Here is a 24551-nt window from a genome sequence, read left to right as displayed (position 1 = left end):
AACTTATCAAAAGTAAACCATAAGATGATACAATATTTTTTAATAATCATGCGGTACAAGATGGAAAAAGAAGAAATCATTGATTAGGCCGAGGAAATCCCCGGCCTTTTTTACTCTACCCACATCTGGAACTTGTCCAAGAAGTTCTTCTTGTCTCCGGCATAGCCGTCCATGTTCTTATTCTTTTTATTATCAACCTGTTTCGCGTAGAAAGAAGTGTTGCCCTCTACAGACACTCTATAATGCACCTCTTTGTACATATATCCGTCTGGTGTGTAATAATAAAGCTCCACAGCGAGGATGTCGGAACCATCTCCCAGTACACCATTTTCCAGATCATTAATGTTGTACTTGTCCGCAAACGTGAGATATGGCAGCCATCCATTCTTTTTGGTGTAGACACGTCCTTTGATCTTTCCTTTGCTTACGCAGATTGCAAGATACTTGATCGCGTAGTTGTCGCCTTTTCCTGCCCAGTCCTCTTGATTTTTAACTGGGTCCCACCAACGATCTGTATATGCCTGGTAAATGCAGTCCACATGACCAAGCTCTTTTTTGTTGCTTGGTGGAATTGGTGTCGGTGTGACTTCCTGGCTTCCCGCTCCTGATCCGGCGCCCACCGCTGCTTCGATTGCCGTTGCCAGTCCCTTGCAGATCTCTTCGAATTTGGTCGCGAATATCTTATTATCTCCGGCGTTTGAGATAAAGCCGATTTCGAATAATACTGCCTGCATCCGGGTACTGTTTAATACCGCTAAATCTGTCCGGATCTTGGTACCGCGATTTCGAAATCCCACAGATACCATTTTACTGTTGGCGGTATCTGCACAAACCTTTGCCGCTCCGGAATTAGCGTATACCAGAGTTTCGAATCCGGCAGCCGCTTCATTCGCCGCGGAATTGCGGTGGAAGCTTGCGAAAAAGTCCGCTCCGGCGTTATTGGCTTCCGTTGCCTTTGTATATGGACTCTCGTAGATGTCATTATCTCGTGTGTAATAAATCTGATGCCCTCTGCCGCTTAGTATCTGTCCAACTTTTAGGACAGTCCTTAAAACATCGTCTTTCTCCTGTCTGCCAAAACCGCATGCTCCCGGATCTTTCCCACCGTGCCCTGCGTCTAAACAAATCTTTGCCATAATAATTCTCCTTTCTAAAAGAGGACGTTTCCGCCCTCTACTCTGCTTTCTTTCCCTGTTTTACAATCTGGTTCACATATGTACTCAATCCTGCCACTAAAATACCTTGTACAATCGCCGTAAATACCGCCATAGCGATTTCCTGCATCGTACCGAGTGGACAAGTGGCAATTACATAGATTGTCGCCAGAAAGATTCCTCCCGCGCCTAAAATTGCCGGAATGTACTTATCTTTTACTGTCTGTGACTGTTTTAATCCCATGCCGACAAAATACAGTACCACTGCTACTACAATAAGTTCCGGTTTAATGTAATTCATAATCTGTTCCATAATATTCCTCCTACAAAAAATCATTTTCTTCTACGCATTTGTCATACACATCCTTGATATTCTTTATTGCAAGCACCGCCTTATTATTTGGAAAGTCCGGATTGTTCTTGCAGAACTTTTCATAATTATCGATATCTTCCAAAATCTGGTCGAAATGCTCTTTTGTATGCCTAACCTCTTGGATAATCTCATCGTTAAATCTAAGTATCCTATATCTCCATGTATATGCCATTCCCTCTCCATTTGCCTTACTTAACTTGTCCATTTTGTCGGAGAGATTCTGCATTTTATTATTCATTTCGACTTGGATACCCATGCTCTGTTTTCTCCATATCGGATAATTCTTGGACAAATCAATTACCTCTTGGATTTGCTTATTCTGCTCGTAATCTCGGATGGATTTCTCTTTAAAATATCCTGCTACTTTGCCGTAGACTTTCCACAAAAACACTCCTGCGCAGACAACTACCACTACTTTTCCAATTGTTATGTCCCCGAATAATTCTAAAAACTGCTCCACTCCCTCACCTCTTTTCCGGTAAAAGTATTATTAATAAATTGCGCAAAATAAAAAGACCTGTTACGGTCTTGCTCTAATTCTCATGCCCCATTCTCCTTTATTTGTCCGATTTTTTGGCAATCTGCATAAGGCACATTACTGCCACGCCAAAGTTCGCGCCTAAAAATACTCCTGCGATAAATGTAAACATTTGACCACCTCCAATATTAGGATATCCGGTTTATTGTCCATTAATAACTTGTTCTGGTGTTTTAGTACCGGAAACAACTGCTTCGGCATCTTCCTTGCTGATTTCTTTCCAGAGCCCTTCTGTTCCCATACTTCCCGGCATCCAAGTATTCTGTCCCTGGAAGATACTGATATAGTACTTCTGGTCGATTGTAACCACAGCTCCATACTTATATCTGTCGGAAATTCCGTCCCACGGCTCCCATACAGGCACGGCAACTCCTACTGGTGGCTCTGGTGCTACTCCGCCATTTTCAAGTTTCGTAACTCTTTCCTTGATAGAATTGATTTCCGTTCTTAGCTCTTGGCATAATTTCAATACTTCCGGTGTTTCCGTCTCCGGATTCAAATGTTCTTTCATCAGAGCAACCAATTCATTTTTCTGCTCTTCTGTTAATTCCCCCTGCACCCAGAGCGTATTGATTTTCTTTGTCATATCGTCCAACTTAAAACTGCCGGACATGATTACATTTTTTACAATTTCATACATATTTATCAATTCCTTTCTGTTTATAGTAATGCCTTGCTTAATGTTAATATCTTCGCATCCACATACGCCTTTGTGTCCACGGTGTAAGTAAGTTCCATGTTGCAACCGCCTGTGTTGGTAATCTCCGTGTTTGGGGCGTACATGGTAAGAGTGTTTAACTTATCCTGTTCGGACGGGTATAGTGGGATAAGCTCTGGTTCTTTAGTTTTATACAGAATCTCAATCGGGTTCTCAGTCAACCATGTTTTCCATTGTTCTAGTGTTTTTACTGATTCATTCGGCATTCTAAAGTATTTTTGTGTAATACCGACACTTGGATGATCACAATATATACCCAGTTGATTTTTATAATAGTCAGAATAAGCTAGATTAACATTTTTAAATTCCTTGCATAAACTAGAATATTCACCTCCAAGAGAATCGTTTAAAACTATAGAAGCGTAAATGTTCAAATCTTTATTCGTAAATATCCATTGTAGATCTTCTGTTAAAAATGTTCGCTTGCTCTGAAAGACCCAATTCCACACACCATCAATTTTCTGTAGCTTATCCCACTTCGTAAATTCTCTCGGACAGTTTAATTCGATAACTTGATGTTTCGTGCCATCCGTGAAATCTATAGTGATAACACCTTGCGGTGTCGTTACGATAGGCTGTGGGTTATCTGGGGATGGTGTTGGTTTTCCACCTGTGTACGGTTCGTAAGGTTTTGCCAAATTTCCTTTGTTAATCATAAAATTTTTGATATAACAATTCTCACCCTCTTTATTCCCATAAAAATACAATGTTCCATACTCACTGCCAAAATCGCTAGGAAGAGCTACAGTATTTTTAAGACTTCCAGTTTGTCCTCCGCTCATAATATTTATACCTTTAGAACTTCTCAAAAAGGCTACTCCACCTGTAGAACCTGTAATAGTGTCTTCAAAATCATAAGATATTGTAAAACTATCTCCCGGCTTCAATCCTGTCATTTCCATAAATTGCTCTGCTGTAATTTTAGCGTTTGAAGCATAGTCTTTCACAATTATCACGTCTTTGTCAACAGCAACACTTACAGCAGAAATCTTACTAATATCAAACAACTGTGCGCCTGTTGTCTGTAACTGCTCCAACTTACCACTCATTGCAAAATCTTTCACCGGCAACCTAGAGCTATCAGTTACTTTTATACCCCCCCCGATATTTTCTGACTAATTAGAGCGGATTGAATATTAAGCATCTGCGCCTGCATCACTTTATCTCTATTCAAAATAAAATTCTTGGTGTCTGCGGTATAGGTTAATTCTACACTCGGAATCACTTCTCCGCCATCAACCGTAATGACAGTTGTTGGGTAGTAGGTTTTTAATGCTCGGATAGCATCCTGTTCGGACTGTGGGAGCGGGACGAACTCTGTTTCCACAGTTTCCCACAAGACGCATAACGGAACCCCTACATCTTTTTTTGCTTTTAAAAACACTTTAAATTGTTGTGCGCTCTCACACTTCCAGTAGTCTGTTATTTTTTTAAACGATAACGAAGTTCCAGACGTATTACCTCGTCCAATTCCATTAGAATCTGCGTAATTACACAGAACCGCATTTTTTATATATTCTTTTTTGTTTAAATTATATAAAACTGATGGTAGGAATCTCTCATCGAAAACTTCTGTTCCGTCAAATTCCTTTTTGCAAGATTTATACAACCATCCAATCTGTCCATCCTGCTCTACAAGCTTATCCCACTTTGTAATAGGGCGGTTGGATGTTATGGTGAGAGTTTGTTCTTTATCCCAGCTTTCTTTGGCATTAGTAATCCTAATATCAACTTCATATTTCTGAGTCACTTCATTCCATTTCCCAACGCTTTTAATCTCCTGTGGATTTTCTGGACTTGGTGGCGGGTCTTGGTTTTGCACAGTATTTCCGATAATACTTAGGCCTTTATTCACTCTCTCTGCGCTATCGGAGACCACAAGAGGACTCTCTCCGCTCATTGTATTAATGATTGGGATACCATCTCCTCCAGTAACTTCTCCAACAACAACATTCCCATCGTCTCCGACCACAAGAGCCTTGCCTTTATTTTCTGCACCCTGTTGTTTATCTAACTTACTCTGCATCTGCACTGTAAAATCTTCCGGAATAGACTGCAATACCTCCACACCCTTGTCTGCCACCGCTTTGACTTGCTTTTCTCCCTCTGCGGTAACATTTTGGGTCTGCTCTGTCCCCGCAGTTCCAACAGCACCAACCGCACCGGTCTTTGCTGTCTCTACAGCATCTGTGGCGGTTTTCTTTGCAAGGGCAATATCCCCTACTGCTTTTGTTCCGACGCTCTCTACAGCGGATTTTTGTTCCGTTCCGGCTTGCACGATTCCCTGTTTTTCTGCCGCACCGGCACTTCCTACCGCCTGCACGCCCTCTAAAACCGCCTGCGGAATCGCATTTCCCATCTGCGCTACTTTTCTTTCCACCGCTTCGACTGCTTCCCGGTCTGTACTTACTTGTTGTTTCGCTTGTAGTACTTCTTCTTTCGCACGTTCAACTGCTGTTCTATCCTCCGCGGTTTGCCCTGCCGCTGTTTCTGTACTACCTTTTGCCGTTTCGGCATCCGCTTTTGCCTGCAATGCTGCTGTCTCAGATTCCTTAGCCTTTTGCTCTGACAGAGCCGCATTACTCGCTGCGGTCTCGGCTTGCCCGGCATATTTCTTAACGTCCTGTACTTGCTGCTCGATTCCGCTTACTGTCTCTACCATTTCTTCAATGGTTTTTCGATCTTCTGCGGTCTTTTTCGCGTTCTGCTCGGAGGTATTCGCCGCTGTCTCGGCACGATCGGCAGAATCATTTACTGCCTTGATTGCTTTTCGGAAAACTTCTGTATCTTCCGGTGTGTGCGGAATCTCCGGTTTCTGCCGGCCCTGAATCGGAATATTGACCGTTCGCACTGTTTTTCCTTGCTCCAAGTCTGCTACATATACATAGGCTCTTAATTCCCTGTCCTGTCGCAACAGTCCGTCCGGAATCTCTACATCGGTGTGGTCGTCTGTTGTGATGCCAACCGTTGTGATTGTGGTGGAATCGGTGTATACACAAAAATGTATCTCTACCGCTTTTGGGAGGTCTAAGCCTTTAATGCTTAAGACCTGCCCATAATCCCACTGTAATATTCTTTCCGTGGTGACACTCTTGTCGCCCGGATTAAAAATTGCTGTAATCATCTATCTCACTCCTAATAAAATCGCCATATCGTACATCCCTCTGCATTTTAACCGCACCGAGGTTGCACTGTTGGCTTGGAATTCTGCTCTATAGTTACTTGGTTCTTCTGCGTAGCACGCTACCGCTCCGCCGTTGGAAGCGCTACAATGCAAAAATACTTCCGGGTGGATGGTGCACTCTGCAAGAGGACGATATAGCGTGTAATTCATTCTCGCCCCGCAGATCAAAATAAAATACCGGAAGTGCGTAAAATCCTCTATAGAAAACGTCTGGAAAGACGAACTTGTAGTCCGCGCTAAGATCACCGGCTTTTCAGATGCGTTTCTAAGTGTCTTGCCAAGATAGTAGTCGCCGTAATTGTCGCTATGCACGAGCATGTCTTTCTCTCCGGAAGTATACTGCATGGAAAATAAATCTCCCGATGCATCCGCGAGTCGATACATGATTTTTGACGCCGTATAAGTAGCTAACACTTGCAACTGGTCTATTTGCTCTGTAAAGCGCAGCTCTCCTTCTGTTAGTTCTACGCCTTTCCCGTTTTTTTGGCTGCTAATTACGCTATTATCCAAATCGATTTTAAACAGCCCCGTCTTGTCTCTTAAAAGCCCGGCAATTACTTCTCCTAAATTCGCTGTAATCGCAGATAATACATCTGCTTTTAGGTTATCTACGGACAGATAATGCATTACCCACCGTGCACCGTCCCAACGCTTAATTGCCTCTCCAGATGCTGTCTGCCAGAGCTGCCCCACTACTGGATTTGTCGGAGCTGTCGGAGAGACAATCAGGTTATTCTTTCCCGGCTCTCCTTGCGGTCCGGTCTGCCCATAAACGCCGATAATCGTAAGCGGAGACTGGTATCTTGTGCCATTGGTGTAAGTAATGACCTCGTAGTTCCATAAATATCGCTTTGTTTCTGTCATATCCTGCTTTATGGTTGTCCAACCATAAGTAGAGGTAGTAACGCCGCTTCCAAGCGATGTTGCGAGATAATAATTAACAATATTTTTAATGCCAACGCCTTCATCTCCGTAAGCTCCAATAATCTTCGGTGTCTTTTTCTCGGACGTTCCATCGTTATACCGGATTTCTTCGTAATTCCACAGATATTTTCTTTCTGGTGTCATGGTTGGAATCGCTGTAGACCAACCATAACTCGATGCCGTAATGCCAGAGTTAGATGCAGAGGTTAGATAATATTCAGTAATGGATTCAATTCCCTTTCCGTCTTTTCCTGGCTTACCGTCTGCACCGTCATCCCCTTTAATTTTTGTCCACGCATATACCCAGTAATTTTCACTGTCGCGCTCTGTAAAGTCTGTATATTGTCCGATATAAGACTTTCCAACACTATCTGTTGTGGAAAATCCCACACTTCCATCCGCGCTATTTGCGTAGGCAATATGGAGATACGGAGTCTTGCCATTTTCCCCCGGTTTCCCAGGTATCCCATTTTCGCCGTCTGCCCCTTTAATCTTGCTCCATGCATACCGGTTCGGATATGTACTATCACTCTCCAAAAAATCCACATACATCCCGATATATTCACGGTTGCTGTCGGAAAGCGAAAAATCTGTGTATCCATCAGAGCTATTTGCGTAGGCAATGTGCGTGTACTGTGTCTCTCCGTCTTCTCCTTTAATTTTCGACCACTTATATTCTGCCGGATTGTTACTTTCTGTCGGAGTTTCCTTGTTAAATGCAAACCCGATGTACGCTTTCCCGTCCGGAGCATCGGACATTCCACTTCCATACTCGTTATCCGCATATCTTACCCAAGTGTAATAGGTTTTCCCATCTTCGCCAGGCGCTCCGGGGATTCCTTCTCCGGTAATTCTCGCCCATGCATAATCCTTAGGATTTTCGGATTTCTCCGGTGTCTCTTTATTATAGGTGATTCCGAGATATTGCTTTCCGTCTGGTAGATCAGACATGCCATTTCCATATTCATCGTCAGCGAATTTAATCCAGGTGTAAAAGCTCTTTCCAGACTCTCCCGGCTTTCCGTCTTCCACGTCCGTGATCGTTACTTCGTAAAATCCTTTTACATTGTCGTAAGAGTCGATTGCTTCATATTTATATACCGCTTTCCCCTCTACTTCTTCCGCTGTTACTTTTAATGTTGCGCTTTCTTTCAAAAAGGCTCCGTCTTTTGTCCAACGGTAGCGGAAATTCTGTGTCACATCTTTGCTTCCATCCATCACAGACGGCTGCAGTGTAGTTTCTCCGGTGTTATTTTTAAATACCACACCGTTATCTGTAACCAGATTACAAATATAAACCTTATTCGCTTCAATAAGCGCGTTCATTCGTTTGATCAGTTCCGGGTCAATTTCCGGCTGCAGCTCTTTAAAGTTGCTAAACACCGTCTTATTTGTTTTTGGATTCGTAAAGCTCCTGATCTGCTCTGTTACTCTTGCCTGCAAATATAAGGTCGGGTTATACTCTTCGTCCGTGACATCAAATGTATCTCCAATTCCGGAATCAAAATAGCCTTCGATATCGTACTGCACTTTTGGCACGCAGTTTTCCTTTAATGCCGACAATGCCATGCTATAGAGCTTTTCCTTGTTATCGGTGTCATAATTCTTAACCATAAAGATATATCCGTCATTAGCATTCCATAGATTCGATGGGAAGCGGTCTCTTGCCAGCGGCGCATAGATATTTGTTCCGGATGTCTCAAATTCTACCCGCCCCGCATCGTCATGTTCTTTCCGGTCAATGCCCTCGATTGTAAGTCCGTCTCTCCCATAAGGACGGATACCGGTATAAAGTTGTAGGACATCTGACGTTTTCTTGACTCCTGTTACATTTTTCCCGTATCTCAAGCAGATATCGTTTCTTCTTAAGCCCATTCCTTGATTTGTGTCACTGTGTTCCCGGTAAACGTTCATCACAATCTTGCCGAGAGAATAATCATCATTTAGTTTCGCTTCAAATTCAATTTCTGCATCAAATAACGATGCTACGGAAAACAATCTTGCCAGTACCGTGTCTTCTCCTGTCCATTCGTTCGAGATTCGCTTGTCTGATACTTCGTTAATTCCGAGTGTAACCGTTCGCTCCGGATCAAACGCGGCAAGATACTCTTCAAAACTTTTCGGACCGTTGGAGCTATAGGCTGTCACATACTCATTCAGAAGCTCAAACGATGTGAAATAGCACTCTGCTGTTACCTCGAATTCATTTCGTTCCACTTGCATGATATTAAAATAATAGTCTTTGCCCCGATACACAAAGGCAATTTTTGCCCCCTCTACGATATAAAGGGAGTCTGGATGCTTCGCGCTTGCTGTAAAACGATAGGTACTTGCAGAGCCTTTCAAATACTCGTGTAGCTCATCGTCATAATAATGCAGCGCGTCCGGAAGTAAATTGTCCATTGCTGCCATGACAGCATCCCGCGAATCTAATATTGCAATTCTCACATTCTCCATTATAAGTAAGCCTCCCTTATATATGCTTTAAATGTCGGCGGTGGATTCGAAAAATCCGAATAGCCAAACTGTATTTTTGTCTTTCCGGGTGGCGCCAGAAAATACTTCGTTCCTTTCACTTCGTCCCCCATGCTCGCAACACCATCTACATAGATTTTTCCGCTATGTCCGTCTACTTTTATTACCGTTCCGGCTTTGTAGCGGTTTGGAACATCCCTCCATGCCTCTACAGAATGGCTCATAAAGCGCACGAAATAAGCCAAATTCGCGCCTACTGCTTCGTTGTTCGAATATTCCCCAAAGTAAACGCTTATCTCCGAAACTTCGATGTCTTTCATTTCTGGTGCGTTAAACGGATAAGTTTTCCCGCCAACCGAGAACTCGAACCGTTCTCCGTACTTGCTAATACTTGCCATTCCTGCCTGCTGCCCTGTGATCGGGTTGTTATAGCTGCACTCCATCTCCAACTCTTTTACAATCTTCCCATTTACATATAGATAGATTTTTGCAAAGTTTGTCCCGGTTGAATTCTTGTAGTAAGCCACGCCCGCAACATTCTTTCGGTTTTTATCCGTCATTAAAAATTGCGCTACACCGAGGTTATTAATGGTACTCGTGGAAAAATAATGGTGCCAGCTCATTGTGCAATTCTTTGCGCCGTAATGCTCATTTCTGTCTGCCGGTACTTTTTTGGTAAAGCTAGGACCATGCCAATGACTGCCAGTGCCGTAATTCTGTGCCTGCACATATCCATCCTTTAACTCACCGGCACCAGACTGTGTATGTGGATTCGTTACTGTTGTTAAAATCGCATTATTACTCTGCCACCCAAGTATTGCGTTTGCTTTATCATCTATGAGCAACTGTGATTTTTCATAAGATTCTTCGTCAGTTTCATCCGCTCGCCCAATCTGGATAATCCCATGCTCCGATACAATCCCGACATAGCCATTTTCGTGGTTATTTGTAATTTCAAAGTCAATCGGGGCAGCTACCGTTCCCTGATTGTCGATTTCCAACTCATATACACCGTTATTTCTGTGCGCTTCGTAGGGTTTCTTTGTTGTCGCATGTGCAAGTCCGTCTGGAATGAGCCAAGTGATTGTGCCAGTGCCAAACATTGCAATTTCTTCAAAATCAAGTGTTCCGGTTGGTACTGCATAAAACATTTTCTGTGGTAAATTCCCAAAGATAAGCGGTTTTGGCTCGTTTACGTTTAGGATTTTCTGCAAAGCATCGCATTTTTCTTCCAAATTTCCGCTAATTTCAAACGGCATTTCTAATATCTTGCTTCCGTATTTCGTATATAAAAAATCAGCCCCACAGTTTGTTTCTACTGCGGAGCTGACTTCTGGATTCCATTCTGCGCCAACAAAAGGCGTAAAACCTTTCAAGACGCTCAGGTATTTATTTAACTCTATATCATTGTATTTTACAGATAAGCCCATATTTTATTTATCGCCCTCCAACATCTTTTTAATTGTCTTGCCCTTTGCCAACTCGGCTTGCACCGGAATTGCCATTGTCCTAGCCATTTTTGTCTTATCTATCATTGTTGTTACTTCAATCGGACGCTGTGCAAGTTTGGCCAGTTTTAGGATTGCGGATTTCATTTCTGCATCATAAACTTTGTTGTTATTTCCTGTCGTTGCGGTATACATTCCGGCATAAACCGGCTTTGCAGAAGTAATTCCGGATACGCTAGATGCCATTCCAGAAACTAATTCTTCGATAGTTTTCCCTATTTGCTTTTTCGGCATATTTTTTTCAAAACCAACACCCACACCGAGAGCCATGTTCTTTCCAACTTCGTCACGCATTCTTCTGGAAGGGGATTTAATTCCGAGCCATCCTTTAACTGTAGAAACCGCATCTTTAGCGGCAGATACGGCGGCATCTACTAAATCAGAAGCTGCGCTTTTAATTCCAGATACGATCCCTTGTATAATATTCCAGCCAATACTTCCCCAGTCTTTATCCAAAAACGCCTCGCCCAAATCAGCAATAATTCCGGGGATCTGTCTAAGCAAATTCGGAACTTCTTTAATAATTCCGGCAATCAATTGTCCGATTATCTCAATTCCTTTTTGTAATATCTCCGGCAGATTGCTTCCGATTTCAGCCGCGAAATCAATCACAGCTTTCCCGGCCTGCGTAATCAATTCTGGCGTTTTCTGTATAATTCCATGTAGCAATTCCAAAATCATTTTTACGCCAGAGTCCAAAACAGTCGGGAGTGACGATAAGATTCCTCCTACAAAACTTGTTATAGCAGACGCTCCACGGGAAACTAACTGCGGTAAATTTTGTAAAATTCCAAGCGCAACCGCTGTCACTATTTCGAATCCTTTTGTCAGTAAAATTGGAATTCCAGTCGAAAGACCTTCCAAGAACCGATTCAGCATTTCCATGCCACTGGATATAAGCAATGGGGCGTTTTCTTCTATTCCAGCAAATAAACCATTCACAATGTTTCCTGCTGCTTGTAGCATGCCAGAAACACCGTTTTCTTCGAATCCTTTCGTCAATTGCTCGATAGCGCTAATAGCTGCCGGTAACAGAGATTCAGTCATTCCGTCAGATATTGGCTTAACAATTTCTCCAAGCAACTGCTGTGCATTATCTTTAAGCGTAGAAATTAGACCATTAAACGTCTGACTTTGCTTTTCCATACTTTGGAAATATTTCCCGCCCTCGGAAGTTGCGCGCTCCATCGATGCCGTAATTTCATCTACAGAAATTGTTCCCTTGCTGATTCTATCATACAAGGATGCCATTGACTCTCCGGTGCTTTCGGAAATTTCTTGCAGAGGGTTAAATCCAGCTTCGATCATCTGTTTGACATCCTGCAAAGATACTTTGCCTGCAGAAGACATCTGCCCGTAAGCTGTGGCGATTCTGGACATTTTTTCTGCTGATCCTTGCGAAATATCTCCAAGCATCATCATCTTGTCCATAGCTTCATCCGCGCTAAAGCCGTAATTCATCAAAAGCTGTGTTGTGTCTGCTAAATCCGGAAGTTCAAAAGGCGTTTCTGCTCCGACTTTCTTTAATTTTTCAATTACCTCTGCCGCTTTTTCGGCAGATCCTGTCATTACTTCAAAAGACGTCTGATAGGTTTCTATCGAGGCGTTATACTTTGTTCCGGCAACAATGCCGGCTCCTATTGCTGCCGTCACAGCGCCTACTGCCGCAATTGCCGCCGTAGAGCCGCCTTTGATTATTCCGCCAAGTTTCGATGTGCCTTTGTTAAAACCTGTTTCGTCTATTTCTGTGCTAAATTTTAATGAGCCATCATAGCCCATGCTACCACTCCTTTCGAGTAGCGCAGGCTCATAGGCTCATTTAAGCGCTTTATTTCTTAATCTCTATTTCTTTCTTACAAGTCCTGCATTTTACATAAATTCCATGACTTTCTGCCGTATTATCCGCGATCGCAAGTTTGCATCCGCAGAATGGGCATTTTATCCATTCTCTTCTCAATATTGGATTTTTACACTTCATTTCTTCTCCTTTTAAGCAAACGCATCACCTATTTCAAAATCAGAAAGCATCGCCTCAGGAAGCATAATTGATCGTTGTATTCTGCGTATTCTATCTCTTTCGCCTTTATCTTTTATACTACCAACGTCTATTGCACGATATTTTATGCGCTGCTTTATTTCGCTTTCTTCCGACAAATTGTCGAATAACATCCGAAAGCGCCACCAATGCATATGTGCTCTTTTTAGGTCGATTCCATATTCCCTTAAAAACGCTGCATAAATACATGGAAAGTCATAAGTAAATGAAAAAAGAGGTTTCTCGCGCGTGCTTTCCATTTCCTGCTCTGACTGTATTCCAACTTCTTCTATATCTTTCAGTAGCACAAACCCCTCCAAAGCTCTTATAGCTTCTAAGTCTAGATATACATTATCCAAAAAATACTTGGAAATAAACAGTGCTTTTTCTTGCAGTGTTACTTCCGTGTCTTTTAACATGTCAAAAAGCCTAATGTATTCAACAAAGTCTGTTATAATCTTTTTTTTCTCTCCGTGGACAAAAACAGCATCCGGAAAATCTTCGTAGAATAGATTCATTATCTACGACTCCTTCTTTGCTTTCTATTTGGACGATATTTATTTGCAATCGTGTTGTAACGATTTCTTTCTTTGTTATTCATTTCGTATAACAAATCGGCTGCCTGTATTCTTAAATCAAGACTTTTTTTCTCACCAAACATTTTTTTGCTTGTCCCGATTCCAAATACAGAATCAAAGAAGGTGTCTAGTATTTCGCATTGGCATCTTATAATCGCGCTTGTTTTACCTACTTTCGGCACTGTTTCGGAATCTTTCAGTAATTTCTGGTAACAATTCTCGAATTTCTCCAAAAAATCCGCATCAGTAAAATCTATTTCCGTCTCAAAGTCATTAAATTTCCATTGGCTCATCGGCTCATCTCCTTTTCCTTCTATTCTCCATCATAGGCGCCTTTTGTATAAGTTGCCTTTTTGAAATCCCCTTCTGCAAATGTTACATATCCAACCTCGATATCAGATACCGCTTTAAAAGACCCGCTATAGGTCAGCGCGTCCGTTCCGTCTCCGTCCGTGTCCGGAATTACTGCAAAAGTGCGTTTTTCTGCATGGTACTTTTCTCCGGTAGAAGACTTTTTGAACAAGTCAACTGTAACAATGTCCACATGCGTGTCATTTCCAAGCAGCTCTCCATCATGGATTTTCGCGATTTTCTCATGCACCGAATTGTTGGAATAACGGTCAAACGAATATTCCTTTGCTGGAGCATATCCAACTACGTCCGATGTTTCGGTATCCCTATCGACATACTGTCTGGAATACTCTTTCGGGTTCTTCGCATTTGTAATTGCTGTGAATCCTGTCATTCTTTCGAACGATGCCGGTCCTGCTGATGAAGCCGTGTCCATATATGCTACTCTCTGCGAACGTTTTACTAATACTTCTTTTGCTTCTGCCATATTATACCTCCTGTCTATAAATCAAGCGGCACTCAATACGATATCTGGCTTTTTCTTCGTCCACATCGTACAAGTAACCGCTGTTTAATGTTTCTACTTTAATCGGGATTTTATTTTCTCCCAAAATTGGCAGCACCCCTGCCATGTCCTGTGTTTCCAACCATTCCTCAAATTCTTGGTAAAATCCGCTGTTCTCAATGTTGATTCTGGCGTCCTGGTCATACTCTTCGCGGCTGGTAAACGCAAACTGGAATTGCTTCTTTGCCCCTCCGTCCGTATATCTTTGCAATACCGGATCACATGGAAGAGGGTCAATGGAATATTCCATTCCTGCGCCCAGATAATCTACATTCACTCGCCAATCCGATAGAAACGGGCAAGTAAGAATATAATCGCGGACACTGTTAATGAGATTTGACATATCTCGCAGCTCCTTTCAAAATAGAATCTTTATGTCGGTTTTTCATCCGCTCAAACCAATATGATTTTTCTCTGTGTTCATAATACTGTCGGCGGGCATAAGGCGCAATCTGATTGATTTCCCCGGACCCGATTACCGTTCCAAGTGTGGCAGATTTTACTAACACACCGGTTCTTCTCGGTGTCTCCGGCGCCATTCTCCGGATACATTCCGAATCAACAAATTCTTGAGCGTTTGCAAAGCCCCTTTCCATATCCGGCGCAAAAGAAGGATTCCATTCAAGTTTCGCACTCACTTTTCCACCTTTGGATGTTTGCGTATAAATAACGCCTCTGGGAGTCCCAATTTTAAATTGCTTCTTTCCTTTTCCCATTACACAGCCACCACCTTAATGTGCGGATTTCCGCCGTAAGCATTGTAATTTGCAGCCGTAACCTTAGCAAAGCAGTACCCGTCCAAGTCCTTCACGCTCTTGATTTCTGCAAGATGCTGTCCTCTTACAATGTAATCATCTTTCTTCACGGCAACGCTGATATCTGGTATACGGATTGTCGTCACATCCGCTTGCTTCAGTCCGTCCGTAGTAACATTGGATTTCTCAGCCGTATGCCACCATGCCGGAGTTATGCAAGGTCTTTCCCATGTATCGCATTTCCGGTCGGAGTCATATTTTCTGCCGTATATCGTAATATCGGTATTAACAATCATCGCACACCCCCGCATACATAAGTCCTGTGCCGGAAAGATACACGGACGCAATTTTATAGAGTATCGCATCCGTGGTCTCCGACTTGTCGTATGTGACCGAATAGCCGTCTGTATTCTCCGATACCTTACCGGCATTTTTTTCAAGAGAATACAGTGCTTCTGCCATTTCGCATAACGCAAACTGTGCATTTTCCGGCCATTCCGCATCCGAAAGACGATTGAATGTAAACTGCTGCAATCTGGCGGCTGCTTTTAGTCCCAGTGTTTTCCACTGCTCCTCCGCAATAATATTTCCGCCGTAGCGATTAAGATAAAACAGATACTCTACATTCAATGTAATCGCCTCCCGCTACTCTACTGTGTGGACATAGATACCGTCTTTCTTATTATCGTAAGCTTCTACGATACCAACAGTTCTGTATCCAAATTTCCAAGCATCTGCGTCCTGATTCTGGTCTGGCGTGATAATTTTGGAAACCGTATGCTTCTGATACTGGATAGCCGCCTGCTTATCTACAATCATAAAGTTGATTGCTTTTCCGGAAGAATTCTTTGCATATCCGCCTGCGCCGCCTGCTGTTAAATCAATTTTAGAATAAAATCTTCCTTCCGGAATTTTCTTAATTCCTGCAAAACCTTCAATAGCTTTCTTAGATGCTGTTGTATCCAAGTCCTCAATCATTCCGTAAAGAGTCGGGTTAATAAACAGATAACACGTTGCAAGGTTCGCCTCTGCGTTCTCGATCTTGCTTCTTGCTGTTCTAAGGGCTGCTAAAGCTGCTTTTCCGTTTTCAAGAGCTGCTGCCACTGTTGTCACACCGGGAATAGATGCATAACCCGCAAGTCTGTAAGCATCCAACTCAGGTACTACCTTTGTACGAAGGAATTCTCCAGATAAACGCCCAAACGCCACGCCTGCTGTTTCGATATTGTCCACAGCATCAATAGCGAACATACGTCCGCGGTCATAGCCGCATTTCTTTGTTTCGTATTCCAATGTTACATCTCCCGCGACATAGCCTGTCTGCTTATTGTAATTCGCAAGACCCTGCATAGTCATTTTCGGAATCAGAATCTCGTTTGCGTTCGCACCCTCTTTTACAAGTTCATTCGGTCCGTCCAAAACTGCTGTAAGGGATGCTAGTTTATAAACCTCATCAAGCATCGTAGAATATGCTTTTCTTAATGCAATCGTATTTGCCATATCTTTCTACCTCATTCTTTCAAAATTATTTATTAGTTGCTGCCGGAAGCCCCATAGCTGCTCTGATCGCGGAAAGATTGTCTCCTCCGATATCAGTTCCGCCTCCTGTCGCTCCGACTGCGTTTTTAAATGGCTCGTCAGAACCAAATAAATAAGCATCAGATTCCTTTACGGTTTCCAATGCTTTTTTAATGTCCTCAGACTGGTTTTTAGATTCTTTCAGGGCTTCCATATCAAGCATAGCCATCACTGCTTTTTCGTTTCTTCCGCCGGCTGTCTTGATTGCTTCTTTGATTGTGTCGGAAAAGATACGATCTGCTTCTTTTGCAGCATACTCAGCGTCTTTGTCCTTCAACTGCTGATTAAGCTTGTCAATTTCTCCCTGCATAGCTGCCGGGTCTACGTCTTTAAACTTTTCCAAAGATTCTGTTGCTGTCGCAAGCTGCCCTTTGTAATTGTCGCGTTCTCCCTCGGCTTTAGTGGTTTTCGCCTTTTCAGCGGCAATGTCCTTCCCATTTTCAGCCATGATTTTATCAATAACATCCTGTTCCAATCCAAGACCTTTTAAAAATTCTGTTTTCATGCTTCATTCTCCTTTCGCATTAGGTTATTTAAGGCGTGTAACCATCCGCCACGAATCGACTGTTTAAGGTCTAATCAACCGACCAAACTGCACAAAAATAAGACGCTTCACCCTGCGTCTCAATGGGAGATAATTGGATCACCGCCTTTCTACAGATAACCGCTTACCATCAAAGCAAATCGTGTCTCCGATTTTCGCTGTCTGGTCATTTATCCTCACCCCTTTCAATGTCTCTGCTCCGTCACGGATGACACGCAGAAATTTTACTGTCTTGTAGTTTATACGGTCTATCAGCCATTTTGGTGCCAACACATCCGCATCTTTTGTCACTATATATTTATCCATTATTTTCTAAACCTCGGCGCTATTCTTCCTCGCATATCGTAATAGATACGTTCTCTTTCTTGCACAAGTCCCATTCGCTTGCAGAATCTTGTGTACTCTCCAAGCTGCCCCTGATACTTTATTCTGGCAAGCATTACATCGTCTTTGTCAGCTCCTCCCTGCTTCAAAAGTACTACTTTTTCACGCTGCGCCCTCATAGCAGTTTCCATTTTTCTCTGTTGCTGTTTGGCTTCGTATAAGGTGTATTCCTTGCCATTAAAAGTCTTAGGCGTGTTTTCCTTGCGGTTCTGCTCTGCGAGCCATTCATCTGTCCAGTTGCGCTCGGAAATGCCTTTTACAAAGGGATAATATTCATGGTAGCAGTTCCAACCAAGCAATCCGGGACCGGTACCAAGCCCACACACCGTAACCAGTTCTTTCTTGCTCCAAACTTTTCCCTGCCATACCGCATGAGAAGGACGCGCCCCGGGATGCCACGCAACCTCAAAATGCTCCGTTCCAAGCTTCTCTGCGTTCATATCGGAGATTTTCCCGGTAAGCTGTGAAACGCCCGTCATAACTGCTCTTCTTGCTGCCACATCCACTCTGTTATGCCAACCAGACGCATAATCAATTGTACGGAGTCCGCTGTTCGTCAATTGCGTGACTACTTTTCGAATCATGGTATTGTAATCAAATGTACCGTAAACCACACCCATAATCGCTTGATCGAGATATTTTTGGTAGACATCTGCCAATGGCGTCATTACAAGCTTGCCGTTCCCGTAATCCACATAAAATCCCATCGACTGTGTAATATTACGGAGTTCTTCATTGCTCTGTTGGATAAGCCCGTCTGTAAGCTGCTGCAATTCCTTATTTTCTTCGTAGGGAATGAATTCAGCGTTTACTTGCTCGTAGATATCTTTGTTCCGGACATATTCCGATTCAATTACCTTATCGTATAGTTCAAATACTTCCGGATAAGACAGATTCAAGGTTTTCTTTATCATTTTTTCGATGTCTTCCGAAGAATACCCGATAATCTTAAGCCTGTTAATCTGCCAGTCTGCTGTGCTTGTAATCTTGCCGGCTTTTTTAATCCGCCGCACAATGTCTTCCAGAATCATCAGTTCTAAATCAAGGTAATGCTTCTCAATTTGGCTTGACAGTTGCTTTTTGTAATCCTCTCTCAATCAACCCACCTACTCCATCACTTGGTTTTGCTCCGGCAGCATCTTCTTTGCTGTTGCTTCATCCTCGTTGTACCATTTCATCCGGTATTCGAGATGCGACATCACGCCCATGCTCACATCCTGTCTGTCCTGCTGCCGTTCTGCCTCCTCATCCGTCAGAATGGAATCGTTAAACTTGCAGGAGAATTCATAACCCGAATTTAACATGCTGTTGTAAAACGCAAGTCCGGCAACAAAGTCTTCCAGGCAATCGTATAGATTATTCTGGATTGCTGTTACTCTGTTGTATTTCCGGTTCTTGGATGCTTTAATCTCTGTGGCTGTCTTCGCTACTTCCTGCACATCTGATAGGTCTCCGTAAGCAAGCCCGACAGAAAATTCAATTTCTCGTTTGTACTCTTCCAATCCGCGTTTAAAAGCTTCGTCCCGCATTTCCGGCGAATATTCCTTAAGAAGTTCTTGGTCTTTTCCAGCTTCCAAGTTCAATCCACGGTAAAGGCGATTTCTTAGTTTTGCCATTCCAGTTCTTCCGGTAGACTTATCCTGTTTCAGTGCCCTATTGTCCACATGGATAGCGCGCTCTCCTGATTCATATTCCCAATCAAGGCGCGCGCCCTGAACATCCGCTTTTCGAATCAAATCCACCGCGGAATCATACACCGACACGCCACAAGAAGAGCCGTCCACCTTGTTTTTAATCGGATTCCGATAATACCCGAAGTCCATTCGGCTCATACCGGGATAAGTAATCGGACCCGGCTCAATATTCGCCCATTCTTCCACAGCTTCTAAGCTGCACGGAAGACCAATGTCATTTGCTGTTTGCGAATGGAAACACCGATTTTCTATCGTCAGATTCCCATTTACAAAATAATGGCGCTCAAACCGGATGAAATAATCTGCATCCCCAACCCTTTTTACAGTCAGAAATGCGATATCATTCGGCTTTCCATCATCCCCAAAGCTAATAGGGATAATTTTATCCGCAGAAACAAATTCGGCAGCAGCTCCGCCAAGCGGTTTCAACACAAAAGAACCAAGTGCAAGTCCTTCCTGCAGATTTTCATTCAGACTTGCAATATTTTTCTGATATATCTTATCCAGACGCTCATTGCTTACACCGGTTTCCATTTCCACCAATGCGCAGTCTGCAAATTCTCTACAGATCCCTTCTTCAATGCCGAGAGAAACAATGCTATCCGTAATCCAGTCAGCCTGTCCATTCAACATTTGCTTCCATTGGTTTATCGCATTGATCATGTTGTCAGAAAGTGCAATGTCTTTGCCGACAATCTGCCTTAATGTTGTATGTCCAAACATCTGCATTAATCCTTTCCAAAATCTTTTAAATCCATCAAACATTTTCCACCTCTTCAATCAGGTATTTCATATCGCGTTCGATTGTATACTCAAACGCATCCAAACTGTCGATGTCTGTGCTGCCATCGTCCAGACGTTCATCTTTCCCGATAACTTCTTTGTTCCAAACCGCATCTGAAAGAGCTGTCCGTAAAGATTCGCAATCTTCCGTAATAAAAAACCGCCCTGCCCCCATGAGCTTGACGGTACATCTGATTCTGTCATTTATCGGTCTTTTCTTCGCCGGTCGAACGCTAATCCACGGAAACTCCTTTTCTACAGCATTCCGAATAGAATTTCCCAACACGGTTTCCGCATTATCCCAGAACACCGATTCCACGTTGCAGTATTCTACGTAATTTCCACGCTTCACGCAGACAGCATAATCTTCTATCACTTCGCGAATGAATTCACAGAACAGCTCATTTAACCGGTTGCTATCGATGTCCTCATTCTCATCCTTTGCCATGATTCTGCAGGATTTTAAGGCAATCACGTCAGCATAATTATCTGTGTATCCTCTCGCCACAAAGGAGTGCCCTGACTGATTTCCGCCAAAGTCCAAACCAATTTCGATGGATGTTATGTCTTCTTTCCGAAACTGCCTGCACTCCGAATCCGTCAACTCATCCACAACTTCGCAACAAAACTTCTCCGGTTTGTCTGCGAACCGTTTGTAGATTGACCCGTCCGCCCTCTTCCACAATCCAAGAATAAGGCGATCGTAGTAGATTGTGCCCTCGTATTCTTTGCATAGCTGTTTTACATACTCTTCCGGAAGAAACGGGTTATCGAATATCGTATAATGTTGCAAGTAAATATCCAAGTCTTTGTTATCTATAAACTCTTTTAGCCAGTGCGTTGGATGCTCCGGGTTGCAAGCTCCGTCAAAACAGGAATACGACTTGTCCAGACGGGATTTTAACATCTGGAAAACTTCTTTGTTCCATTTTGCTATTTCATCCCCATAACAATACTTTATGGAAGATCCCTGAATCTTAGCAACCTGACTGACTTTCTCTGCGCCCAGACAATAGACCTCTTCGCCAAACAGATACGCTGTGTTTCGATTGTTTATCGTCCCTACGCGTTTTTCTGTATATATTTCTCGGAGTGGTTGCAATACATTTCGCTCGATTGTGTCTCTTGATACCCCGAGAATAACAGTAAGACCAGGTTTCCCCAATCTCTCAATAATCCTAAGTGGAATAACAGCTGCAGTATCTACAAAGGACTTTCCGGAACGAACTGCACCGGACTTAATGTTCCATCTGTGAGTAGCTTTTTCGGTATATTCAATTTGTTTATCACTTAGTTTTATCACGTTGCTTCATTCCTTCGATATACTGTTTTACCATATCGTTATCCTCCATTGTATTATCCAGGTGTTCCTGTTTATCTCTCCAAGCATGCGGCTTTCTGTTTTTCAACCAGAAGATCTGTGCTGTTGTGTCCGGAGGGATTCTCTTCTTAGTTACCGTTTTCTCCGTAAGTTCTCCGAATTCATACTTTTCTTTCACTTCATCGTACTCATATCCAAGAGCCCTTTTAAGCAGAGCATTCTCCACTTGCCTGTCAACAACTTCTTTCCCCTTTTTTAAGGACTCCGAAACCTCCGGATACTTGTTTTTCCAATCATACAAAGTCGATGCGGCGATTCCAATATTATCAGCTATCTGCTCATCCGTTAGCCCATCTCTTGCCCACCCTTCTATCAATATCAATCCTTCTTGAGTGATCCATTTCTCATACTTAGCCATTTGCATCGCTCCATTGCTCAAAGCATTTTTTGTAAAATTCAAACAGCTCTGAATCCTTTTCGAAACTGAATTGTTCTATTTTGGGGTTGGTATTAAGATTGCTAGAGGTTTCCAGAACATATTTCCCTGCTTCTGTGTCAAACAGAATGATTTTCGAGTGATTGTTTACCGTACAATATTGGAATCCGTTGTCATTGCATACTTTTTCAAAATTCTCGTAATATCCGTATCTCTTCACTGAATCACTGTCGTTTTTCATAAGTGTTCCAACTGCAAAACAGCAATTCTCTATTGCTCCTTTTTTATGTAACGCGTCTATGATCTGCAATTCCTTTTTGCCTATCCGGAAAGAAGAGGCGTATAGATTATGAATTTTTGTCAGCTCCGCAATCAGCATGATAAAGCTTATCGTAGAGAAACCACCGTCAGATACAAATTTATACACGCAGTCTTCCGGTAGTTCCGGCATTACTTCTTTCAGTTCCATTTTGGCTCTGAGTATATTAAACTTTTTCCGCTTCTGCCTTAATTTCATTCCGCCTTTCTCCTTTCTGTTTTTTGCGTAATATCTAAACGTAAAAGAGCACCAAACAGTCTCACTGCCGGTGCTCCTTCGCAAATATTTACAAGGATGGGAAATAACTTGTACTGAGCTACTTATCTAGTTGCTCTAGAATAATTATAGCATATATAAAAGTTTAATGTGTTTAATCTTTTGCGATTCTGGAAATTATTTGTGATATCCGTCCTTTTGAATAATCAAGCTTCTCTGCAACTTCCGCTTGATTCATTCCTTCCAAATACACCATTTCCATAATCTGTTTTTCTATTCCATCCGGTAAGGCTTCTATAAATTCCCTTACCTCTGTAATTTCCTGTGTTAAGAGAGCCTGACGCTTTTCTTTCTTCCGAATCTTGTTCTTTATTGCATCGGATTCTTTAGGCTCTTTCATTCTTACCGTTACATGTTGTTCTATGTACGGAAAGTCTTTGCCGGATCCAGTGACTTTCCCCGATATTTCCGGAACATTTTCTAAACGCTCGTTTAAGTTATTTATCTGCTCCGCAACTAAATCCAGCTCTTTTACATTTGCTTTGTATCTATCGAGTTTCGCCTTGTCCAAGATTACCACCTCCATACTTCCCCTTGATATATCCTAATACATCGACAATCTCATACGGCTCCCTCTTAAATGCCTCTCTTGCCGCCTCAGTCGTTTCCAAATTTTCCAGTTCCCCTGTTCTTCTCTGGTCTCTTAGCTTTCTCTCCTTATGTGTCTCTCTCATGGCGTTCCCTCCATTTGCGCTTGTACTGGTAATCGTCTATCAGGACATGGATTGCATATCTTGTTGCCAGCACCATAAAAATCATTGTAATTTCTATCATTTTTTCTCCTTTTCTGTAAGGTTTTTCGGTTTCTGTTGTCTAATATATAGAGGAGCTTATTTTGAGGTTGGAGCGATGGCACTTAAGACCACGCTCCGCTGTCCTCTTTACTCTACCCTTGTAAATCTACTCATAATATGTTCTGCTACCGGTTCTTGTTTTGGATGATATGCTTCCGGAAGCGGCTGCCATGCTACAACATTACGCTTATTTGTATACCACTCTTCTCCCTCTTGTCTTCTCGTCCACCATGCATTTTCTTGATTATTATACACGCCTAAACACACTTCTCCGTCTTCGAGAGTCACTAATTGCATATCATAACGCAGCTTGTTATTTTCTTTCGGCAATCTCTCTTCTACCGGAATCCAACCGTCATTTAATCCAGCAATAACACCCTCTACCGTGGATAACGCACTAAAATAGCCTGTTCTATAATCTTGATTCTGATTATTTTGCTTTCGCTTTAGTTCCTTAATCTCTTGCAAAATCTTTTCTAACACATTCATCTTTTCTTTCCTCCATCAACTCTTTATACGGTACCTTTCTATAGTCATTCACTTTGATTCCAAGAGCCACATACCCTTTTGTTAAACCAATAAACTTATCATCCAAAATATATGTAATTTCTGCAAATATCGTTCTTCCAGAATATTTTATGTTGTCCCACTCTCTCAGGAAGATATTATCACCAACTTTAAAATCCCTATCATTCTTGCGAATTTCAAATGGCTTACTTCCATTCAAAACCGCATCAAAATACTTGGGATATATTTTAAGCTCATGCAAGCGTTTTTCTCTCATCACTCCGCCTCCAACAAATCTGGATTATCGAAAATGTTACCGATTACTTCCAGCCTATCTTTCCAGTGGTATGTCGGCGAATATTCCACCTTATCCGTCCAATGTATTAAGAATGATGTATTTTTCAAATCATATTCAATAAATCCGACAGATGGCTCGCTTACAACATGCAAATCGGTTCTTCTTACAATATCATTCTCCCAAATCTTCTCGCCGTTCTTATCAGTAAGTCCTGTGAACTGGCAGAGTGTACTTGAATCACATGGATAGGCTTTATAATCATCAACTACGATTAATATAATATTTTTAGATGTTGTGTGTTGCACATCTCCTTCCACCCACCATTGCTCTTTTGGTAAGTCTCTCCAATCTATTCTCTTTGCTTTAAAAATGATTTCTCTATTCATCTTTTACCTCCGCCTAATCCTTGAATAAATATTTAACCACAATATGCCCTAACCACATCACAGTCCCGAGCAC

The 24551-nt window shown here is 42.4% G+C and carries 30 protein-coding genes and 1 pseudogene; all 31 read right to left on the bottom strand.

Annotated features, from left to right (window positions below):
• Positions 1–110: 110 nt before the first annotated feature.
• The gene (locus KFE17_12180) at positions 111–1136 is read right to left on the bottom strand and encodes an N-acetylmuramoyl-L-alanine amidase (GenBank protein QUO31598.1); all 1026 of its coding nucleotides are present in this window, start codon (positions 1134–1136) and stop codon (positions 111–113) included.
• Between the two features lie 37 nt (positions 1137–1173).
• Positions 1174–1467 (bottom strand): phage holin family protein, encoded by a 294-nt coding sequence (locus KFE17_12175; GenBank protein ID QUO31597.1) that lies wholly within the window; start codon positions 1465–1467, stop codon positions 1174–1176.
• A 10-nt stretch (positions 1468–1477) separates the two neighbouring features.
• Positions 1478–1987: a hypothetical protein gene (locus KFE17_12170; protein ID QUO31596.1), complete on the bottom strand. Its 510-nt coding sequence runs from the start codon at positions 1985–1987 to the stop codon at positions 1478–1480.
• A 97-nt stretch (positions 1988–2084) separates the two neighbouring features.
• A complete protein-coding gene (locus tag KFE17_12165; GenBank protein ID QUO31595.1) occupies positions 2085–2177 on the bottom strand; it encodes a DUF3789 domain-containing protein in 93 nt (30 codons plus the stop codon).
• Positions 2178–2207: 30 nt separating this feature from the next.
• The gene (locus KFE17_12160) at positions 2208–2705 is read right to left on the bottom strand and encodes a hypothetical protein (GenBank protein ID QUO31594.1); all 498 of its coding nucleotides are present in this window, start codon (positions 2703–2705) and stop codon (positions 2208–2210) included.
• A gap of 20 nt (positions 2706–2725) precedes the next feature.
• Entirely contained in the window at positions 2726–3832 is a 1107-nt protein-coding gene (locus KFE17_12155) for a hypothetical protein (protein QUO31593.1), read from the bottom strand.
• Between the two features lie 41 nt (positions 3833–3873).
• Complete coding sequence (locus KFE17_12150; GenBank protein ID QUO31592.1) at positions 3874–5907, bottom strand: hypothetical protein; 2034 nt, start codon at positions 5905–5907, stop codon at positions 3874–3876.
• Complete coding sequence (locus tag KFE17_12145; protein ID QUO31591.1) at positions 5908–9348, bottom strand: phage tail protein; 3441 nt, start codon at positions 9346–9348, stop codon at positions 5908–5910.
• A complete protein-coding gene (locus KFE17_12140) occupies positions 9348–10796 on the bottom strand; it encodes a phage tail family protein (protein ID QUO31590.1) in 1449 nt (482 codons plus the stop codon). The genes KFE17_12145 and KFE17_12140 overlap by 1 nt, the downstream gene beginning before the upstream one ends.
• Positions 10797–10799: 3 nt before the next feature.
• The gene (locus KFE17_12135; protein QUO31589.1) at positions 10800–12653 is read right to left on the bottom strand and encodes a tape measure protein; all 1854 of its coding nucleotides are present in this window, start codon (positions 12651–12653) and stop codon (positions 10800–10802) included.
• Positions 12654–12702: 49 nt separating this feature from the next.
• Complete coding sequence (locus KFE17_12130; GenBank protein QUO31588.1) at positions 12703–12852, bottom strand: hypothetical protein; 150 nt, start codon at positions 12850–12852, stop codon at positions 12703–12705.
• A gap of 11 nt (positions 12853–12863) precedes the next feature.
• Positions 12864–13427 carry a hypothetical protein gene (locus KFE17_12125; GenBank protein ID QUO31587.1) on the bottom strand — a complete coding sequence of 188 codons (564 nt, stop codon included), beginning with the start codon at positions 13425–13427 and terminating at the stop codon, positions 12864–12866.
• Positions 13427–13780 (bottom strand): hypothetical protein, encoded by a 354-nt coding sequence (locus KFE17_12120; GenBank protein ID QUO31586.1) that lies wholly within the window; start codon positions 13778–13780, stop codon positions 13427–13429. The genes KFE17_12125 and KFE17_12120 overlap by 1 nt, the downstream gene beginning before the upstream one ends.
• 20 nt (positions 13781–13800) lie before the next feature.
• A complete protein-coding gene (locus KFE17_12115; protein ID QUO31585.1) occupies positions 13801–14325 on the bottom strand; it encodes a hypothetical protein in 525 nt (174 codons plus the stop codon).
• 1 nt (position 14326) lies between these two features.
• Positions 14327–14746 carry a hypothetical protein gene (locus KFE17_12110; protein QUO31584.1) on the bottom strand — a complete coding sequence of 140 codons (420 nt, stop codon included), beginning with the start codon at positions 14744–14746 and terminating at the stop codon, positions 14327–14329.
• Positions 14730–15119, bottom strand: a complete 390-nt coding sequence (locus tag KFE17_12105) for a hypothetical protein (protein QUO31583.1) — start codon at positions 15117–15119, stop codon at positions 14730–14732. The genes KFE17_12110 and KFE17_12105 overlap by 17 nt, the downstream gene beginning before the upstream one ends.
• Positions 15119–15454 (bottom strand): hypothetical protein, encoded by a 336-nt coding sequence (locus tag KFE17_12100; GenBank protein QUO31582.1) that lies wholly within the window; start codon positions 15452–15454, stop codon positions 15119–15121. Before KFE17_12100 ends, KFE17_12105 begins: the two co-directional genes overlap by 1 nt.
• On the bottom strand, positions 15444–15788 hold the full coding sequence (locus KFE17_12095; protein QUO31581.1) for a hypothetical protein: 345 nt from the start codon (positions 15786–15788) through the stop codon (positions 15444–15446). Before KFE17_12095 ends, KFE17_12100 begins: the two co-directional genes overlap by 11 nt.
• A gap of 15 nt (positions 15789–15803) precedes the next feature.
• Positions 15804–16658 (bottom strand): hypothetical protein, encoded by an 855-nt coding sequence (locus tag KFE17_12090; GenBank protein ID QUO31580.1) that lies wholly within the window; start codon positions 16656–16658, stop codon positions 15804–15806.
• Positions 16659–16683: 25 nt separating this feature from the next.
• Positions 16684–17241, bottom strand: a complete 558-nt coding sequence (locus tag KFE17_12085) for a phage scaffolding protein (protein QUO31579.1) — start codon at positions 17239–17241, stop codon at positions 16684–16686.
• 138 nt (positions 17242–17379) lie between these two features.
• A complete protein-coding gene (locus KFE17_12080; GenBank protein QUO33709.1) occupies positions 17380–17589 on the bottom strand; it encodes a hypothetical protein in 210 nt (69 codons plus the stop codon).
• The gene (locus tag KFE17_12075) at positions 17586–18761 is read right to left on the bottom strand and encodes a phage minor capsid protein (protein QUO31578.1); all 1176 of its coding nucleotides are present in this window, start codon (positions 18759–18761) and stop codon (positions 17586–17588) included. The genes KFE17_12080 and KFE17_12075 overlap by 4 nt, the downstream gene beginning before the upstream one ends.
• Positions 18762–18770: 9 nt before the next feature.
• Positions 18771–20123 carry a phage capsid protein gene (locus KFE17_12070; GenBank protein ID QUO31577.1) on the bottom strand — a complete coding sequence of 451 codons (1353 nt, stop codon included), beginning with the start codon at positions 20121–20123 and terminating at the stop codon, positions 18771–18773.
• Positions 20116–21441: a phage terminase large subunit gene (locus KFE17_12065; GenBank protein ID QUO33708.1), complete on the bottom strand. Its 1326-nt coding sequence runs from the start codon at positions 21439–21441 to the stop codon at positions 20116–20118. Before KFE17_12065 ends, KFE17_12070 begins: the two co-directional genes overlap by 8 nt.
• Before the next feature lie 64 nt (positions 21442–21505).
• Positions 21506–21880: pseudogene (locus tag KFE17_12060) on the bottom strand (helix-turn-helix domain-containing protein).
• The gene (locus KFE17_12055; GenBank protein QUO31576.1) at positions 21873–22415 is read right to left on the bottom strand and encodes a hypothetical protein; all 543 of its coding nucleotides are present in this window, start codon (positions 22413–22415) and stop codon (positions 21873–21875) included. The pseudogene KFE17_12060 and the gene KFE17_12055 overlap by 8 nt, the downstream one beginning before the upstream one ends.
• A 172-nt stretch (positions 22416–22587) precedes the next feature.
• Positions 22588–23004, bottom strand: coding sequence for a sigma-70 family RNA polymerase sigma factor (locus KFE17_12050; protein ID QUO31575.1), 417 nt, complete (start codon positions 23002–23004; stop codon positions 22588–22590).
• Positions 22982–23167 carry a hypothetical protein gene (locus tag KFE17_12045; protein ID QUO31574.1) on the bottom strand — a complete coding sequence of 62 codons (186 nt, stop codon included), beginning with the start codon at positions 23165–23167 and terminating at the stop codon, positions 22982–22984. The genes KFE17_12050 and KFE17_12045 overlap by 23 nt, the downstream gene beginning before the upstream one ends.
• Positions 23168–23374: 207 nt before the next feature.
• The gene (locus KFE17_12040) at positions 23375–23776 is read right to left on the bottom strand and encodes a DUF551 domain-containing protein (GenBank protein ID QUO31573.1); all 402 of its coding nucleotides are present in this window, start codon (positions 23774–23776) and stop codon (positions 23375–23377) included.
• Complete coding sequence (locus KFE17_12035) at positions 23742–24071, bottom strand: DUF3850 domain-containing protein (protein QUO31572.1); 330 nt, start codon at positions 24069–24071, stop codon at positions 23742–23744. Before KFE17_12035 ends, KFE17_12040 begins: the two co-directional genes overlap by 35 nt.
• Entirely contained in the window at positions 24071–24478 is a 408-nt protein-coding gene (locus tag KFE17_12030) for a hypothetical protein (GenBank protein QUO31571.1), read from the bottom strand. The genes KFE17_12035 and KFE17_12030 overlap by 1 nt, the downstream gene beginning before the upstream one ends.
• Positions 24479–24551: the final 73 nt, after the last annotated feature.

This window comes from Faecalicatena sp. Marseille-Q4148 (genome assembly GCA_018228665.1).
GTDB lineage: Bacteria > Bacillota > Clostridia > Lachnospirales > Lachnospiraceae > UBA9414.
This window is presented reverse-complemented; position numbering and strand designations above follow the sequence as displayed.